This is a genomic window from Exiguobacterium sp. USCH10 (assembly GCF_037619445.1).
Taxonomy (GTDB): domain Bacteria; phylum Bacillota; class Bacilli; order Exiguobacteriales; family Exiguobacteriaceae; genus Exiguobacterium; species Exiguobacterium aestuarii_A.
In genome coordinates, this window is the sequence record NZ_JAQPZO010000003.1 from 72,393 (window position 1) to 88,898 (window position 16,506).

Annotated in this window: 16 protein-coding genes; 5 read left to right on the plus strand and 11 right to left on the minus strand. The window is 48.5% G+C overall.

The window, feature by feature from the left end; genetic code table 11:
• Positions 1 to 8 precede the first annotated feature (8 nt).
• From PQI28_RS07545 to PQI28_RS07555, 3 genes are read right to left on the minus strand one after another with little or no spacing between them, the layout of a single operon-like run.
• On the minus strand, positions 9 to 1,151 hold the full coding sequence (locus PQI28_RS07545) for an aminotransferase class I/II-fold pyridoxal phosphate-dependent enzyme (RefSeq protein ID WP_339962890.1): 1,143 nt from the start codon (positions 1,149 to 1,151) through the stop codon (positions 9 to 11).
• On the minus strand, positions 1,148 to 1,987 hold the full coding sequence (locus tag PQI28_RS07550; protein WP_214784852.1) for an NAD-dependent epimerase/dehydratase family protein: 840 nt from the start codon (positions 1,985 to 1,987) through the stop codon (positions 1,148 to 1,150). Before PQI28_RS07550 ends, PQI28_RS07545 begins: the two co-directional genes overlap by 4 nt.
• Positions 1,988 to 2,000: 13 nt before the next feature.
• The gene (locus PQI28_RS07555; protein WP_339962891.1) at positions 2,001 to 3,917 is read right to left on the minus strand and encodes a polysaccharide biosynthesis protein; all 1,917 of its coding nucleotides are present in this window, start codon (positions 3,915 to 3,917) and stop codon (positions 2,001 to 2,003) included.
• A 397-nt stretch (positions 3,918 to 4,314) separates the two neighbouring features.
• On the opposite strand from PQI28_RS07555, the gene PQI28_RS07560 reads away from it, so the two are divergent.
• Positions 4,315 to 5,067: a homing endonuclease associated repeat-containing protein gene (locus tag PQI28_RS07560; RefSeq protein WP_214744652.1), complete on the plus strand. Its 753-nt coding sequence runs from the start codon at positions 4,315 to 4,317 to the stop codon at positions 5,065 to 5,067.
• A 50-nt stretch (positions 5,068 to 5,117) separates the two neighbouring features.
• Here PQI28_RS07560 and PQI28_RS07565 read toward each other — a convergent pair whose 3' ends face one another.
• The 4 genes from PQI28_RS07565 to speE all read right to left on the minus strand — a co-directional run bounded on the left by PQI28_RS07565 (position 5,118) and on the right by speE (position 8,369).
• Entirely contained in the window at positions 5,118 to 6,074 is a 957-nt protein-coding gene (locus tag PQI28_RS07565) for a sodium-dependent bicarbonate transport family permease (RefSeq protein WP_339962892.1), read from the minus strand.
• Between the two features lie 217 nt (positions 6,075 to 6,291).
• A complete protein-coding gene (locus PQI28_RS07570; RefSeq protein WP_031422162.1) occupies positions 6,292 to 6,651 on the minus strand; it encodes a DUF2294 domain-containing protein in 360 nt (119 codons plus the stop codon).
• The gene (gene speB / locus PQI28_RS07575; RefSeq protein WP_214784858.1) at positions 6,652 to 7,533 is read right to left on the minus strand and encodes an agmatinase; all 882 of its coding nucleotides are present in this window, start codon (positions 7,531 to 7,533) and stop codon (positions 6,652 to 6,654) included.
• Positions 7,530 to 8,369 (minus strand): polyamine aminopropyltransferase, encoded by an 840-nt coding sequence (gene speE, locus PQI28_RS07580; RefSeq protein WP_012727429.1) that lies wholly within the window; start codon positions 8,367 to 8,369, stop codon positions 7,530 to 7,532. Before speE ends, speB begins: the two co-directional genes overlap by 4 nt.
• 201 nt (positions 8,370 to 8,570) lie before the next feature.
• Here speE and PQI28_RS07585 point away from each other — a divergent pair, with 201 nt between their 5' ends.
• The 4 genes from PQI28_RS07585 to cls all read left to right on the plus strand — a co-directional run bounded on the left by PQI28_RS07585 (position 8,571) and on the right by cls (position 12,875).
• Positions 8,571 to 9,509 (plus strand): EAL domain-containing protein, encoded by a 939-nt coding sequence (locus tag PQI28_RS07585; protein WP_339962893.1) that lies wholly within the window; start codon positions 8,571 to 8,573, stop codon positions 9,507 to 9,509.
• Between the two features lie 189 nt (positions 9,510 to 9,698).
• Complete coding sequence (locus tag PQI28_RS07590; protein WP_339962894.1) at positions 9,699 to 10,883, plus strand: chloride channel protein; 1,185 nt, start codon at positions 9,699 to 9,701, stop codon at positions 10,881 to 10,883.
• Positions 10,884 to 10,948: 65 nt separating this feature from the next.
• Positions 10,949 to 11,299, plus strand: coding sequence for a hypothetical protein (locus PQI28_RS07595; RefSeq protein WP_074035622.1), 351 nt, complete (start codon positions 10,949 to 10,951; stop codon positions 11,297 to 11,299).
• A gap of 46 nt (positions 11,300 to 11,345) precedes the next feature.
• Complete coding sequence (cls, locus tag PQI28_RS07600; protein WP_339962895.1) at positions 11,346 to 12,875, plus strand: cardiolipin synthase; 1,530 nt, start codon at positions 11,346 to 11,348, stop codon at positions 12,873 to 12,875.
• On the opposite strand, the gene PQI28_RS07605 is transcribed toward cls, so the two are convergent.
• The 4 genes from PQI28_RS07605 to PQI28_RS07620 form a co-directional block, all read right to left on the minus strand.
• The gene (locus tag PQI28_RS07605) at positions 12,851 to 13,384 is read right to left on the minus strand and encodes a TVP38/TMEM64 family protein (protein WP_339962896.1); all 534 of its coding nucleotides are present in this window, start codon (positions 13,382 to 13,384) and stop codon (positions 12,851 to 12,853) included. The two genes, cls and PQI28_RS07605, sit on opposite strands and share 25 nt — an antisense overlap.
• A 63-nt stretch (positions 13,385 to 13,447) precedes the next feature.
• Entirely contained in the window at positions 13,448 to 14,725 is a 1,278-nt protein-coding gene (locus PQI28_RS07610; protein WP_339962897.1) for a dicarboxylate/amino acid:cation symporter, read from the minus strand.
• 157 nt (positions 14,726 to 14,882) lie between these two features.
• Positions 14,883 to 15,386 (minus strand): YwhD family protein, encoded by a 504-nt coding sequence (locus tag PQI28_RS07615; protein ID WP_337874904.1) that lies wholly within the window; start codon positions 15,384 to 15,386, stop codon positions 14,883 to 14,885.
• Between the two features lie 55 nt (positions 15,387 to 15,441).
• Entirely contained in the window at positions 15,442 to 16,491 is a 1,050-nt protein-coding gene (locus PQI28_RS07620) for a DUF871 domain-containing protein (RefSeq protein ID WP_339962898.1), read from the minus strand.
• Between the last annotated feature and the right edge of the window lie 15 nt (positions 16,492 to 16,506).

A 16,506-nucleotide genomic window follows, 5' to 3' on the forward strand; every position in this document is an offset into this window, starting at 1 on the left:
TTTCCTCCTTACACGCTTTTTTCTTTTACGAAATGGCGTGTATCTAGCACGGTCTGAATGACTTTCTGTTGTTCACCAATCGTCAAACTCGAGCTCGATGGTAAGCAAATACCGTTTTCAAATAAGTGACGACTCACGTCTTCCCCGTCAACCGTGACGTATTCGGCATCTCGATAGAGCGGTTGTAGGTGCATCGGTTTCCAGACTGGGCGTGATTCAATTTCGGCGTCGCTCAACTGTTGAATCAACTGATCACGGCTGGCGATATCGCGTCCGACTTGCATGGCGGTCAACCAACGATTCGCACGAGAGAAAGGAATTTCTTGTTGATACGTGACATCAATCGTCGAAAACATTTGTTCATACCGACGAAAGACGTTACGTCTCGCCCGGACTCGTTGTTCGATGACCTCTAGCTGTCCTCGACCGATTCCTGCCGACACATTACTCAAGCGATAGTTGTACCCGACTTCTTCATGTTCGTAATGTAAAACGTTCTCTCTTGCTTGCGTTGCGAGTTTCAACGCATATTGGCGCTGACTGTCAGAGCCTAGCAATAGCATCCCTCCACCGGATGTGGTGATGATTTTGTTCCCATTGAACGAATAGAATCCGATGTCACCAATCGTACCGGTCATCTGCCCTTTCCAAGTCGCTCCGAGCGATTCCGCAGCATCTTCAATCAATGCCACCCCGAACTCTTGGCAAATTTGACGAATCTCGCCAATCTTCGCGACTACCCCGTATAGATGAACCACGATGACCGCTTTCGGTAACTTTCCTTTCGTAGCGGCTTGAACCAATGCTTTTCGTAATGCTTCCGGTGACATGTTCCACGTTTCTTTTTCTGAATCGATGAATACCGGTGTCGCCCCGACATACAGAATGGGATTGACTGAAGCGACGAATGTGAGGGACTGACAAAAGATCACATCTCCTCTTTCAATTCCTAACGTCAACAACGCGAGATGGAGCGCCGCTGTGCCAGAACTCGTCGCGAGTGTATGTGTGTGATCAACGTACTTCCCAAGCTCTTCTTCAAAGGCGTTAACGTTCGGACCGAGTGGCGCAATCCAGTTACTAGCGAATGCTTCTTCTACGTAAGCCATCTCTCGTCCGGACATGTGCGGTTTTGATAATAAAATAGTCATGTGCTCATGTCCTCCTTCATCATCGTTTGATAGGCGTTGTACCATTCGATCGTCTTCCGTAACCCCTCGTGAAGCGGGGTACGTGGTTGAAATCCAATCATCGCTTCTAGCGTAGGCAAATCTGTTTCTTGAAAGACTTGGTCACGCATCGGTAGAGATACATGGACCGGTTGATGCATCTGGTGCCCGATTTCGGTGAGCAGCGTTTGGACGTGTACATAATCCGAGGCATCGATTCGGAACTGTCCAACGATTGGCAAGCCTGACTGAATCAATTTGATGACACGAACGACGGTTTCGACCACATCATCGATATAAGAGGCTTTTACAATGTCCGTTGCATAGAATCCGACCATACGATGACCTTGGTCAATCGCGAGTACCGCTTTCGAAAACAGGGTTGTCGAATCATCCCAAGGTCCGTATACATCCTCTGTTATCAGATGAAGCGCTGATGAAGAATGACGAGTCTGTTCAATTGGAAGGTCGAACGTGATGAACGACTGAATCGACACCCGACTTTTTTGATTCATGACGAGCTGCTTCACTTGTTCGTATCGCTCTATTTCACGATTTTGATAGACCCCACTGCATAAGATGACGTGATTCGGTTCATACATCGTCATAATCTGGCGCATGTGTGGCTTATGGGAGACATCTGTTCGAATGAGATGGAACAAGGGATGAGACAAGACGTATAGCCGTTGTCTCGCAAGTTGCGTTTTTGATTCTCCTTCGTCATCAATCCCAATCACTTCGTATCCGTCTTTTAGTAGTCGCCTGGCAAGATGAAACCCTTTGAACGTGGATACACCGATCACCATGACACGATCCATTGCACTCCCCCCTTTAATTTCCATCGACGACCCGGATGCGCACATGCTGGGCTGGGATAAACTCGAATCCACTTGCAAAAATTCGTTGCAAATCTCGGTCAATATCATTACTGTTTGCGACGAATAATAACGCGTCTGTCAGTGCCGGACCGTTTTGTCGGAAGTGTTCAATCAACCGTAAGATGGGAGCGACCGATGTGAACGGGCGGGTACAACCGACAAAGATTTTCGGGAAAATATTCGCCTCTGGGTCGAGTTCGTTTGTAGCCAGTAATTCTTCATATAACTTTTCACCCGGGCGAATCCCCGTCACTTCAATCGGAATTTGATCGATGGTGAACCCGCTGAGCTCAATCATCTTTTTCGCTAAATCGATAATTTTGACCGGTTCTCCCATATCGAGCACGAAGATTTCTCCACCTCGGGATAACACACTCGCTTGAATGACGAGTCGACTCGCCTCTGGAATGGTCATGAAGTAACGTGTCATCTCTGAATCCGTTACCGTGACCGGTCCTCCTTGAGCAATTTGTTCTTTGAAGAGAGGGACGACCGAACCACGGCTACCGAGAACGTTACCGAATCGAACAACAGCGAAAATCGTATCGCTTGAACGCGCTTTTTCCTGAACGATCATCTCTGCGATTCGTTTTGTCGACCCCATGACGTTCGTTGGGTTGACTGCTTTATCGGTCGATACCATGACGAATCGATCGACCCGATATTTCGAAGCCACATCGACCATATTCTTTGTGCCATAGATATTATTTTTGACTGCTTCAAGCGGGTTATCTTGCATGAGCGGAACGTGTTTGTGTGCCGCTGCATGATAGACGATTTCTGGACGATACGTTTGAAAGACGTGTTCGAGTCTCTCTACATCTTGCACATCCCCGATCACTGGATGAAGTTTCGTCTCAAGTCCAAGTCCGTTTAACTCTTTCTCGATTAAATAAATGCTGTTTTCTCCATGTCCGAAAAGGATCATCTCGGCCGGTTTGAACTTAATCAATTGACGACAGAGTTCCGAACCAATCGACCCTCCTGCCCCTGTCACGAGGACCGTTGCTCCTTCCACGTGCTTCGAGATACCTGAAATATCGAGTTGTACCGGCTCTCGTCCTAACAAATCCTCGATTTTCACTTCGCGAATTTCGTTAATCGACACATTTCCGGTAGCAAGTTCGGACAACATCGGGAGTGCATGTGATTCAACGCCAGTCTTTTCAATACGTTTCAACAATTCGATGCGTCTCGCGTGTGCTAGACTCGGGATAGAGAAAATGACGACTTCAATTCCTTGTTCTTCGATGATGCGTTCTAAATCGTCTGTCGTACCGAGAATCGGGACACCGTGTACATATAAGGAGGCGAGCATCGGATCGTCATCGATAATTCCAACCACATGGAGGACGTTCGTCCGATACTCTTTCAACTCACGTACGATGAGCTGTCCAGAGTTCCCGGCCCCGATGATCAGTGTTTTCCGACCTTGTGGGGCAGGATGCGGCTTGAACGTATGCAAGACGTGATGACGGGCCAAGAAACGCGTGAATAAAATCATGTTGAATGCTAATAGCCCTTGAACCGCAATCATGACGCCGAGCCCGCGTCCGAATTGAAATTGATTGTAGGCGAATAGAATCAAGTCGCTGCTAATCAACGCAATGGTTACTTGTTTCATTTCATGGATTGAAGCGTATCGCCAATCGATGCGATGAATTTTCAAAAGCGCCCCGACAAGCATGAAGCTAAACATTTTGATTGCCACCATCAGTAACAAATCGTATGTTGTTGCTGTGAACGGCATCACTTTCGAAAATAAAATGTCAAACGTCATATATAAGACGATTGAGACGATTGCGATATCGACGCAGAAGAATAATAAGTTTCTGCGATTTCTTCGATAGACGTTAACGAGTGTAGCCATCGTGTATTGCACCTCCAAATGTCTAAGTTGTGTAATCGTGTTGGGTATGGTGTGCGAAGAATGCGTTGATGCTAGTAAACTACCCGAGTCGTTGTAACAAATTTAAGGATAATGCGAGCTTTTTGTTATTAATGAAATCGCTGTAACAAATAAGTTCACAAAGTTATTCTCATCTTTTCTTTCACATAATGAATAATTTTCTTCCGAGCGGGAATGGAAAGAACATACCAAATAAAATTGGGTGTTGTTGACAACTGTGTTTTGAATGAAAAGGAGGAACCTGTACCGCATCGCTGTTTGACTTCTGTACGACCAACCTAACAACATACATGTTCATTCACACCAAGAGACCTTCTGAGACGCCCGTGAGCGTTCACACAAAAGGAGAGACACCAAGATGAAAAAATGGACAAGACCTCAAATCGTACAAGCTTTGCAGTTGGCTGCCCAAGAATACGCAGAACTTGATTCCAAACAATACAGCGTTTGGTCTCATGACAAAAATGTCCCTTCCCTTTCTACCGTCATTCATCAATTTGGTTCGTGGCGCGAAGCCCTCGTTGCAGCACAGATTAAGCTTTCGTTTCATTATTATTCAGACGAAGATATTCTACGCGCGTTAAACAAAGCTGCAGAAGAGCTCACGCTATTCACGAGTCAAACGTACCGAGAATGGTCAAAAGTGACACGATCGCCTTCTCTCACCCTCATCAGTAGTCGCTTTGGTTCATGGTCGAATGCACTCCGAGAAGCGAAACTTCAAACAACGGCCGCTAAAAATAGTGAAGAACGCATCATCCAAGCCTTGATCGAAGCATCGGAAGAACTCGAACGCCTCACGTCTCAACATTATGCGGTGTGGGCGCAAGAACGCGGCTATCCGACCGTTGCGACCATCGCTAGAAAGTATGGTTCTTGGAGCTACGCTCTTTTCGTATTGGACATCGCTCCACCGAAACGGAAATGGGATGAAGAAGATGTGATTGAAGCGCTCCGGCTCGCGAAGAAAGAATTGCCTCATTTCAGCATCCTCCACTATCGAAAATGGGCGGAAGGACGGAACGTGCCGAGTACATCGACGATTAACGTCCTCTTTGGAAGCTGGACGGCCGCTCTCAAATGTATGGAAGCGCAAAAAGTGACACAATAATGCTCAACGAACACACAAAAAGCGCCGACTCAAGAGGAGTCGACGCTTTTTCATGTAACGATTGCAATATACAACGGAATGCCAATCAACAAGTTGAACGGGAACGTGACCGCAAGGGAGAGGGTCAAATAAAAGGACGGTTTCGCTTCCGGGACCGAGGCTTGTAGCATCGCAGGCGCGGCAATGTATGAACCACTCGCCGCTAATGTCATAAGAAGTATCGTTCCTCCTTCTGAAAGACCCGCGACACCCGCTGCCAAAAAGCCAACAAGTGCCCCAATCAACGGGAATAACATCCCCATGGCAACGAACTTCAGCCCATACGTCGGCACCGTCTTCAACTGTTGTCCGACTTTTACCCCCAATCCTAATAAGAAGAGGAGCAACACCCCTGGGAACAAGTCCACAAAGAACGGTTTGAGCGGAGTCGCATCTGGCGTCACGAGTCCGACCACAAGACCTGCCAGCATAAGCAAGATGCTCTTCGAAAATAAGCTATCCCGGAGGACAGACAGCGAATTCGTTTTGCCCGACGTCGCGGTGATCCCCATCACCTGCGTTTGGTTATACAACAGTAACGCCACAATCAGTCCAGGGATTTCAAGAACGACGACCAATGTCGTCATGAACGGTTCATATCCAATCCCTAGGCGCTCCAGCTGCGTCGATGCAGCCACATAGGTCACGAGCGAGACGGAACCAAACGTCGCAGCCATAGCAATCCGTTCGTGGAAGGTAAACTTCAGGAGACCTCCTGCGAGAAAAGCGAGGAGCGGTAATAAAATCCCAATCAACAGCGTCACCGTCAATGGCAGTGCAATTTCTTCAAATGATACCGAGGCGAGTCCCATCCCACCTTTCAATCCAATGGCCAGTAGTAAGTAAATGTTTAGCGTCGTGCTCAGTGAATCAGGAATCTTCAAGTTCGATTTCCCGACTGCGGCAATCACGCCCGTCACAAATAGAAGCACGGGAGCGCTCGTCAGTAAAAATAAAAACAAATCCATACATGTTCCTCCTTGGCGACAAAAAAGCGCACACCTAAAGAAGGCGTGCGCTGTATGCCGACGGCTCGACTATTCGCTCCGTCAGGCCGACAACTGTCGGTTGATTAAATTGTTCAGTAGCTCCGTAAGAAGATCTCGAAAGCACGCTTCGTGACGACTCGTCCATTCGCTCCTCTCACGTCTCTGAATTTCATTTTAAAAAGTCGACGTTCCGTTGTCAATCGGTTTGATCCCAAGGCGCGTCCAAACGAAAGACGATGAGACGCTCCCCTGTTTTCGTACTGATGTCCGTGTGGAGCGAAACAATCGAACGGCCGAGCACTTGCCCGACAATCGTTTCAAGTTGGCTCCGTCCCGATTCGACGAGATTGTTGCGGTATTTCTTCAATTGCTCGCGACCTGACGACTTGGTGGCCAAGTCATACTCGGCCGGCGTCAACACACCTTGGAGTGTGACGATGGCGAGGTCCCGAAGCAGGTCTGCCTTACACGTCAATGACCCGCGACCCAAATATTCTTTCTCCCATTGGGTGATCCGGGCGCTCAGTTCCATTTCCAGCTGACCTTTTTTCCGCATTTATTTCACGAATCCAATCATCATCTCACGAAGAATTTTTGCTGCCGCGATGGCCGTCATATCCGACTGATCGTATGCCGGTGACACTTCGACAAGGTCTGCGCCGATGATGTCGAGGTCTGCGTTCGCGATAGCGTGTACCGCTTCTAGCAATTCTTTCGTCGAGATGCCGCCGATTTCTTGTGTACCTGTCCCTGGTGCTGCTGACGGGTCAAGAACGTCGATGTCGATCGTGACATATACTTTTTTCCCAGCGAGTGTCGGTAAGACGCGCTTGAGAGGCTCGATGACTTCAAATTGATGCATGTTGTAGCCGACTTCACGTGCCCACTCAAACTCTTCTTTCATCCCTGAACGGATTCCGAACGAGTAACAGTTCGATGGTCCAATCAAGTTTGCCGCTTTTTTAAGCGGAGTCGAGTGTGAGAGTGGCTCGCCTTCATACTCATCCCGAAGGTCCGTATGCGCATCCAAGTGGATGATGACAAAGTCGTCGCCGTACACGTCGTGCATCGCTTTGATGATCGGCCATGTGACGAGATGTTCGCCACCCATTCCGAGTGGGAACTTGCCTGCTTTGACGACATCTTTGACGAACGCCTCGATCATATCGAGCGACTTCGGTGCGTTCCCGAATGGAAGTGGGATATCTCCTGCATCGTATACCGCTGCATCTGCCAAATCACCGTCTAAATACGGGCTGTATTCTTCAAGGCCGATCGACACTTCACGAATCCGGTTCGGACCGAAACGTGAACCCGGACGGAAACTGACCGTCCAGTCCATCGGCATCCCGTAAAGAACCGTCTTCGCCTCTGTCACCTCTGGGAGACTGGCGATAAACACTTTACCTGAGTATGCTTCATCAAAACGTTTGATCATTTTGTCAAATCCTCCACGAATTTTGGAAGGACGAACGCCGCGTTGTGAAGCTTCGGCGTGTAATATTTTGTTTCGATGTCATGGAAACGCTCAGCCGATACTTGTTCCGGATCGTATTTCTTCGAACCGATTGTGAACGTCCACATCCCGCTCGGGTACGTCGGAACGTTCGCCGTGTACAATTTCGTGATCGGGAAGATTTCCTTCACGTCACGTTGAACCGTTTGAATGAGTTCTGGTGTGAACCACGGGTTATCCGTTTGTGCGACAAAGATGCCATCCTCTTTGAGCGCTTTCGAGATGCCTGCATAGAATCCTTTTGTGAAGAGGTTCGCTGCTGGCCCAACTGGTTCTGTCGAGTCGACCATAATGACGTCGTACTCGTTCTCTGATTTCGCAATATGCATGAAACCGTCACCGACGATGACTTCAACACGTGGGTTATCAAGTTCACCGGCAATGTTCGGCAAGTATTTCTTCGAATATTCAATGACTTTCCCGTCAATATCAACGAGAACTGCCTTTTCAACTGATGGGTGTTTCATGATTTCACGGATGACACCGCCGTCTCCCCCACCGACTACAAGCACATGCTTTGGATTCGGGTGTGTAAAGAGTGGGACGTGTGCGACCATCTCGTGATAGACGAATTCGTCCTTATCCGTCGTCATGACCATCCCGTCAAGTAACAACATCGTTCCGAACTCGTCCGTTTCGACCATTTCTAGTCGTTGAAACTCCGTTTGTTCGCTCTCATAAACGTGGTTTACACGGAACGTGATCCCGTAATCTTCTGTTTGGTGCTCCGTAAACCATAATTTTAATTTTTGGTCCATCGATAGAACCCCTTTCTGTTCAAAAAGTTGTTCGTATGCGAGTGGCGTTTTGAGGCGCTTCTTAATCATACGATAGGAAGTATACAAAACCTGTACCCATTTTGCACGAATTTTTTGAAGAATGGTTCCTGAATGTGAGTTTTTTGTGAGACGTGACCGATATACTGAATGAACCAATTTTGAATGGAAAGGTGGAATAGTATGTGGTCACCCTGCGCTTCTTGTAATACAACAATTCCTTTGATTGCTCAAGGGACACTCGTCACAACATTCAAGGAATACCCGTATACATCGTTTGAAGAACTAGATGTACTCCTCACACAAGCAAACGGAACGGTATACTGTGTCGATCCTGCATCGAACCGTCAGACCCCGCCGCTTGAGGTCGAAGTATTAAAAGATCAGCTTGCTAACCGGCACATCATTGAACAGATTCAGCACGGCACGTTCGAGAGTCATCTCCAGCCAATCTTCTTCCTCGATTCTACGGAAACGTTCGGGTACGAGGCACTTCTCCGTAGCGGTGCCAACATCTCGCCTTATGATTTATTCCGGACGGCAAACCGTTTCGGTCTTCATTCGAAGCTCGATCAGCGGGCTCGTGCTGAGGCGATTAAAGCGACATACGAAGCCGTCGCCCCTCACCAAAAGACATTCATCAACTTCTTACCCTCAACGATTTACAATCCAGACTATTGTTTGCAGCATACGTTCGATATCATCGATCGATATGATCTCAGTCCGGACCGTTTTATCTTCGAAGTCGTGGAGACAGAGAAGGTACATGACGTCGATCATTTGCAGCACGTCTTTTCGACATATAAAAAGCGGGGGATGCAAGTTGCGCTAGACGACGTCGGTGCAGGTTTCTCGACCATCGACATGTTGAAGCGACTCGAACCGGACTATGTCAAAATCGACCGTTCGTATGTTTCATTTTGTGACGAGGATGCCGAAAAGCGGGATTTCCTCAAAAAAGTGCGTGCGTTGACCCACTCGATGGGCATCACACTTCTCGCTGAAGGTGTCGAGCGCATCGAAGAGGCGGATGTGTGTCGTGAACTCGGATTCGACTTGGCCCAAGGGTATTTCTTCGGAAAACCGGCTCCTGCGAAAGAGCACGTCATCAAAACAGCATAAGCAGGTTTCGTTATTCCAAGTGTGGGCATCGACTTGATCGAGTGTCCGCACTTTTTTGTTTTTCGTATGAAGCGGTTGTCGTTTTCATCACTTCGATACGGTTTCATCGTTTTTTAGGTTTCGGTCTGAGATGTTCAGGAGATAGCATATTATAGAAGGTCGACGCGAGCGAAAGAGGTGGAGATGTAGATGAAATCATGGATTGTCAGTGGTTATGCCATCGTACTCGGAATCATCATCGGCTTAGTGAGTTGGCTCTTTCTATCCGTTGTTTATAAAGGGATTCACGTTGTGTGGCATACGGTACCTGAGCAATTTAATTTTCCGTTTTATTTGTTTCTCGTACCGGTCATCGCCGGGGTATGCATCGGTCTGTTGCAACGTCGGTATGGGCGAATGCCCCGTCTCATGCCTGAAGTGTTAGAAGAACGAAAAGGAACGGGGCGCATTGACTATCGTTTGATCGGATATACGACGTTGACCGCCCTCCTCGTTCTCATTGGAGGAGCAAGTCTCGGTCCCGAGGCCGCGCTCGTCGGCATCGTCGGCGGACTCACGACATGGTTCTCGGAGCGCATCCGTCACGTCCGTCAAGAATTAGCGGAATTGCAAGAAGTCGGTCATGCCGTCGTACTCGGAATTGTCTTCAACGCGCCACTCTTTGGTGCCATTGCGGCGGAAGAAAGCGAGCAGAAAAAGCAACCGATGCTGAACCTGCTTGCGACACTCGCCGGAATCGGGACATTTTATTTACTCAATCAACTTGACGAGCGTCCACCGTTCATCATTAAGTTCCCTGCGATTGAAAGTGTCCAGATTGATTGGACGATGTTATTCATTATTCTTGGCGGCATGGTTCTCGGCTGGCTTTACTTGGTCAGTGAACATGCATTGATGCATCTCTTCTCAAACGTGCCTATTCTAATCCTCACAACGCTCGGCGGCGTCGGGATTGGAATCATGGCTCTTCTTTATCCGAACCTCCTCTTCTCTGGAGAAGAAACGATTCTCGAATATGCAGAAGACTGGCAACTCATCCCGTTATACACTCTTCTTCTCTACAGCGTGTTAAAACTGCTCTTTACGGCATTCTGTCTAGCGACCGGCTGGCGCGGTGGTCATATTTATCCGCTCCTCTTCTCTTCGTTCACACTCGGTTATTTTTTCAGTCTCTTGTTCGAACTCGATATGACATTTTCAGTCGTTCTGACGACGAGCGCTTTACTCGCCACGGCGATGCGACAACCGTTGGCCATCATCGTGTTACTCGTGCTCTTTTTCCCACCGAATAGTTGGCTCTATGTATTCGCGGTCGTGGCAATCGTTTCTAAAATTCCACTTCCCTCATTCATTCATCCGCCAGTGAAAGCTTGATTTTAGATGTTGAAAAAAGGGTAATGGATGTATAGTTATGCAATCGGTCGAAAGGAGGAACGGTTGTGAGCGAATATGAAATGGCCATTGAAAACCTAATTGACGCAGTTAGCTCGGATTGGATTAGCATCATTTTAGCTATTTTAGTCGTGATTATGGGGATTGTCGTTTTCATCTACGTCGTCATGACAATCGTCGACATGTTTTTATCCAAGGACATCGTCTGGGGAATCGTTGAAGTCATCGCTCTATTCGTAGGACTGGCAGTGCTCTTGTCCGTCTTCTATTACTGGAATCGAAATCGGGTCAAAGCACAGTTCGGTCTCTTCCTCGTCCTATTCTCTCTCGCAGTAAATGTGTACTTCTTCGTTCGTTATGCGGACGAAATTAACGCTGTCCTGAACAGCGTTTACTAAAAAACGAGGGGAATCTCCCCTCGTTTTCATCGTTCATGGAAAGGTGGTGTTTCCTTTGAAACGTCGCGTCATTCAACTGATCATCATGATCATCAGCGTCATTTTGCTCGTCGGTCTCTTATTTTGGCTCGATGTCCTCATTCCCGTATTAATCGGAATCGCAATCGTCGCACCGCTCGTCGTTGGTTGGCAGATTTTATTTGACCAAGTACAGCCCCAAGGGAAGCTCGCCTGGTTATTGACCGTCTTCTTCATCCCGTTCATCGGCGTCTTGGCATGGGTCATGTTCGGCCGTACGCCGCGTCGCCATCGACGCTTTAAACGAACGTCATCAGAAATCCGGCTGCTAAGACAAGCCATTGAGAGTGAAACAATCGAGACTTCTCCCGATATCGTGTCTGCCTATCCATTGACGCGGACACTTGAAAAACTAGGAGCAAGCGGTGCGGACGCTCACACGTCGACAACTCTCCTCGTCAACGGCGAAGAAAAGTTCGAGGCGTTATTAGATGCCATCAACAGTGCGACCGACCATATCCACATTCAATACTATCTATTTAGAACCGATGAGATTTCATTAAAGGTCCGAGATGCACTTATCCAAAAATCGAATGAGAACGTCATCGTTCGCTTTTTATATGACGGACTCGGTAGCCAAGAAATCGGGGAAGACTTTATCCAGCCGTTACGGGAATCCCGTGTCCACGTCCAAGCGTTTGACCCGGTCTTGCATCCATACCTCGTTTTCAATGCCAACTTCCGCAACCATCAAAAACTGATTGTCGTGGATGGGCGAATCGCGCTAACAGGCGGGTTGAACGTCGGTGATGAATATCTCGGAAAAAATGAGAAGCTCGGTTTCTGGCGTGACACGCATCTACGTCTCGAAGGTCCGCTCGTCCGAGAACTCCAACAGCTTTTTGTCGAGAACTGGCTGTATGCGGGACAAGGGACAATTGATGAGACGTGGGACCTATTCGCAGATGAAGAGCACCTCTCTCAGTACTTTGTGAATGAACCGAAAGGACAAAACGGGGCGACACAACTGCTCGTCACGTCACCTGGTAAAGACGTGACGATTCGCGATGGGTTGATGCGTCTGTTGATGGAGGCAAAAGAGTCGATCTGGCTCACCACCCCATACCTCGTTCCTCCACCTGAACTGTTGGCGATTCTCGAAGTCGCAGGTCGTAGCGGCATTGATGTGCGCATCGTCGTACCGGGCAAGGGAGACGAATGGTTCAGCTTCCATGCGACCGAATATTATTTCGAACAGCTGTTGAAGCGGAACATTAAAATTTATAAATACAATCGCCATTTCATCCATGCGAAAACGCTCCTGATCGATGGCAAAGTTGCACTCGTCGGGTCAGCCAACTTCGATTTCCGAAGTATGTTTCTGAATCACGAGATGATGATCGCCCAGTTCGATACGACGTCAATCCAACAACTTCACGAAACCTTCTTAAAAGATTTTGAGGAATCGATTTTAATCGACTGGGCCGTGTTACGGAAGAAAACGACCGGTAAGCGTTTCGTCGAGGCGTTTTGTCATATCTTCTCGCCTCTTCTCTGACGCATTCGCCAGACGAGGTAAGAAACCCCGACGAGACCGACCAAGAACAGTTGCCATCCGACCGTCAATTGCATCGCTGCCGTCACCGCCAGCCCTTCCATGATGAGGGCAGGCACTTTCCCAATCGTACTTGCGACCGCAAATGAGGCGAGTGTCATACGACTGAACGCTGCCGATAACGTGACGAGTCCAGACGGTACGAACGGCATGAGACGCATGCCAAGGACGAGAAACCAGGCCTCGGCTCCCGTCGCCTTTCGGAGTCGCTGAAACCGGCCACCGTCCGGGGACGTATAACGATGCAGCGCTTTTCGGTAAAGAATGAAACTGACGATGGCTCCTACCGCCTCACCGACAATCGAGACGAGAATACCGGGTACGAGACCGAGGACACTCACGTTGATCGCCGTCAAAAAAGCACTCGGTAACACCCCAGCCACCGCAATCACACTATTTAGTATGATGCTTATGGCTAAAAATAAAGGGAGCGGGAGCAGTTCCCATTCCATAATCATCACTCTTTCTATTCACAAAATAAGGACCATGACGCGTTGTCATGGTCCTCTACTATATCATAGCGTTGATGAAGAGGTCGCACCTGCTTCATCCCACGAGTCTTCGTCGACTGGTGGTAGATGTTTTTCTTCCAATTTCGAAACGACGACCGCACATGCCGCATCCCCCGTGATGTTGACAGATGTGCGAAGCATATCGAGAATACGGTCGACCCCGATAATGAGGGCGATTCCCTCTACCGGCAAGTTGACCGACTGAAGGACGAGGGCAAGCATGACAAGCCCGACCCCTGGTACACCTGCTGTCCCGATTGAAGCAAGGACCGCCGTAATGACGACCGTCAACAATTGAGTCATTGTTAAGTCAGACGCGAATACTTGCGCGATGAAGATGGTAGCAACACCTTGCATGATGGCCGTTCCGTCCATGTTGACCGTTGCCCCGAGTGGTTGCACGAACGACGAAATCGAACGTGGTACACCGAGTTTCTTCTGGGCGACTTCCATCGATACCGGAAGCGTCGCATTCGACGAAGATGTCGAGAATGCGAATGTCATCGCCTCATAGAAGTTTTTGAAGAAGAACACTGGGCTCATCTTTCCGATGAAGTAAACGGCTGCCCCGTATACAATCGTTGCGTGTAAGAAGAGCGTCAAGACAACGGCGATCATATACCATGCCATGGCGACGACCGCATCGAGACCGATGCCTCCGATTGCCGAAGCAATCAATGCGAATGCACCGTATGGCGCGAGCTTCATGACGAGATGAATCAAGTACATCATGATGCGATCACCTTGTTTGACGAATTGACGCCATGTCTTCGCCTTGTCACCAAGGGCAATCAGCGCGAATCCAATCAATGCTGCAAAGACGATGATTTGAAGCATGTTTCCTTCAGCGAGTGCCGTAATCGGATTCGTTGGAATCATATTGACGAATGTCTGTACGATATTTGACGATTCCTCGGTCGCTGTAGATTCAAATTCAAGACCTGTTGTTTGGAAGTCCCCACGCTCCCCTGGTTGTAAAACAGATGCGACGCCCATCGCCAACATAATCGCGAGTGCTGTCGTCGCTAAGAAGAACAAAATCGACTTCGTCCCGACCCGACCTAGCTCTTTCGGGTCCCCGAGACCCATGACGCCTAAAATAATCGAGAAGAAGACGATCGGCACGACTAACATTTTAATCAGATTCAAAAAGACCGTTCCGACCGGAGATAAAATATACGGATTCACAATCTCATAAATTGAATCCGGCAATCCCGCCAATCCGAGACCAACTACAACACCTAGCGCGAGACCGATTAAGATTTTTTTCGTTTCGCTCATCGTATCACCCTTTCTTTTTTTCACAATGTAGTCAGTATATCATAATACTGAATTTTCATACAATTACAAATGAATATCTCTTCAGTTACATAATTTCCTTTTACTCCCAAAAATGCGAAACAAAAAAGATTGGAGACGAAAAAATCGTCCAATCTTTTTACTCGGCACCTAAGCGCTCGAGCTCTGCATGAAGTTCAGTCGAGTTCGTCCAAATTTCTGGGCGATGTTCTTGTAGGAAATTCGCCAATACGTCGCGGGACGGAGCGTCCATCATGTCGATTAAAATCCGACCCTTCAACGATTTGTCCATCTGATTAACGTGATAAGGCAATAATTTATAGCCTCGTCTCGCTTCGACATCTACCGACATGTCACATGCCGCGACGCCGCCATAGTAAAAGCCTTCTCGTTTTCGACCGACCGTCACCCAAACGATCCAATACGGTTTCCCGTTCGGTACCGCTTCTTGGTCCGTCAAAAACTTGATTCGCTTCTCGATGGCAGACTTGGCGTGCATCGCACCCATATCGATTGTCGCCGTGCCCGCCTCGACATCGATGATGACCGGGGACATGTTATTTAAACTAAGCGAACCGACACCAAAACCGCCGTGTCCGTCCGTCGCGTCGTCTGAAATGATATTAAAATTAATGTCTTTCATGTTCCACCCTCCCTCTCTACTGTACACAATGATATAGGATGGTGGCAATCCTGAGTCACTTCCAGTCAATTTGAAAACGTCTTCCCGGTCCAATGTGACGGATGAGCGTGCGATCCATTTCAATGACCCGACCGATGACGTTGACCCGTTCATCTGCCGGCAAATCTCGCTTCGTCACTTGCAGTTCCCCCGCATAACGCCCATATCGTTCGTTGTCCAACGTGATGCTACCGAGCAGTCGTTTTTCTGTATTTCGCGATTGAATCAAATGGTCCCCGGGTCGTCCGTAAGCTCTCGATTCGACCGAGCGAATGACATCTCGGGCTGGGTCCATCCGGTTCGTATGCAGTGTCGGTAATGAATCGACACCGTACTCTGAAGTTGCACGAAGGACGATGATTCCTTCATCGTACACCTGAAATTGTCGCATCGCCTGATTGGACACGCGCGGGTCACCAATCAAAATTCGGTCGACCGTCGCTTGTAAATCGATATAACACGAAAGCGGAGACTGATGGCGATGCTCCTCGAGTGTCGGTAACGTCTCATGAAGAGGTCCACGTAACTGTTCATCTCCAGGAATGAACGCCTGTACTTTGATTCCTTGTGCATGTAACCAGGCGTTTCTCTCGTCAAACCAGGAGCGGTCAAGCCCCGTCTCAGGTCGTGGATAAAAATTATGCCACGCTTCGACGTGGTCCCGTCGTAGCCCTTGTCGCAACATCTCTTCAAGCTCTGTTTCCGTGAGTGTACTGGCATTGAGTGCGACCATCATATGTCGTGACAAGTCGGCCACTTGTTTCGGTGTGACGCCATAGTCGACACGTAACCCCGTGACGCCCCAGTCCAACAGTGTATGGGCATCATTCCAGTCCTTACCGAGCGTCTGTAGAGATGACGGGGCGATGTCTGCCACGAGTTCCATGTTTAGGCGCCTTGCCAATTCCCCTAATTGCTGGAGCCGTCCTGTATATAACATCGAATCGTCTTCCGGAATATGAAGCGACGTGAAGATGCTCGTGAACCCGCTCTCTCGCATGCGTTCGATCCAATCAATGGACGCAGACGTCAATTCCTCACTTAAGTAAACAGAAATCCCTCTCATCTATTTCCCTCCTCA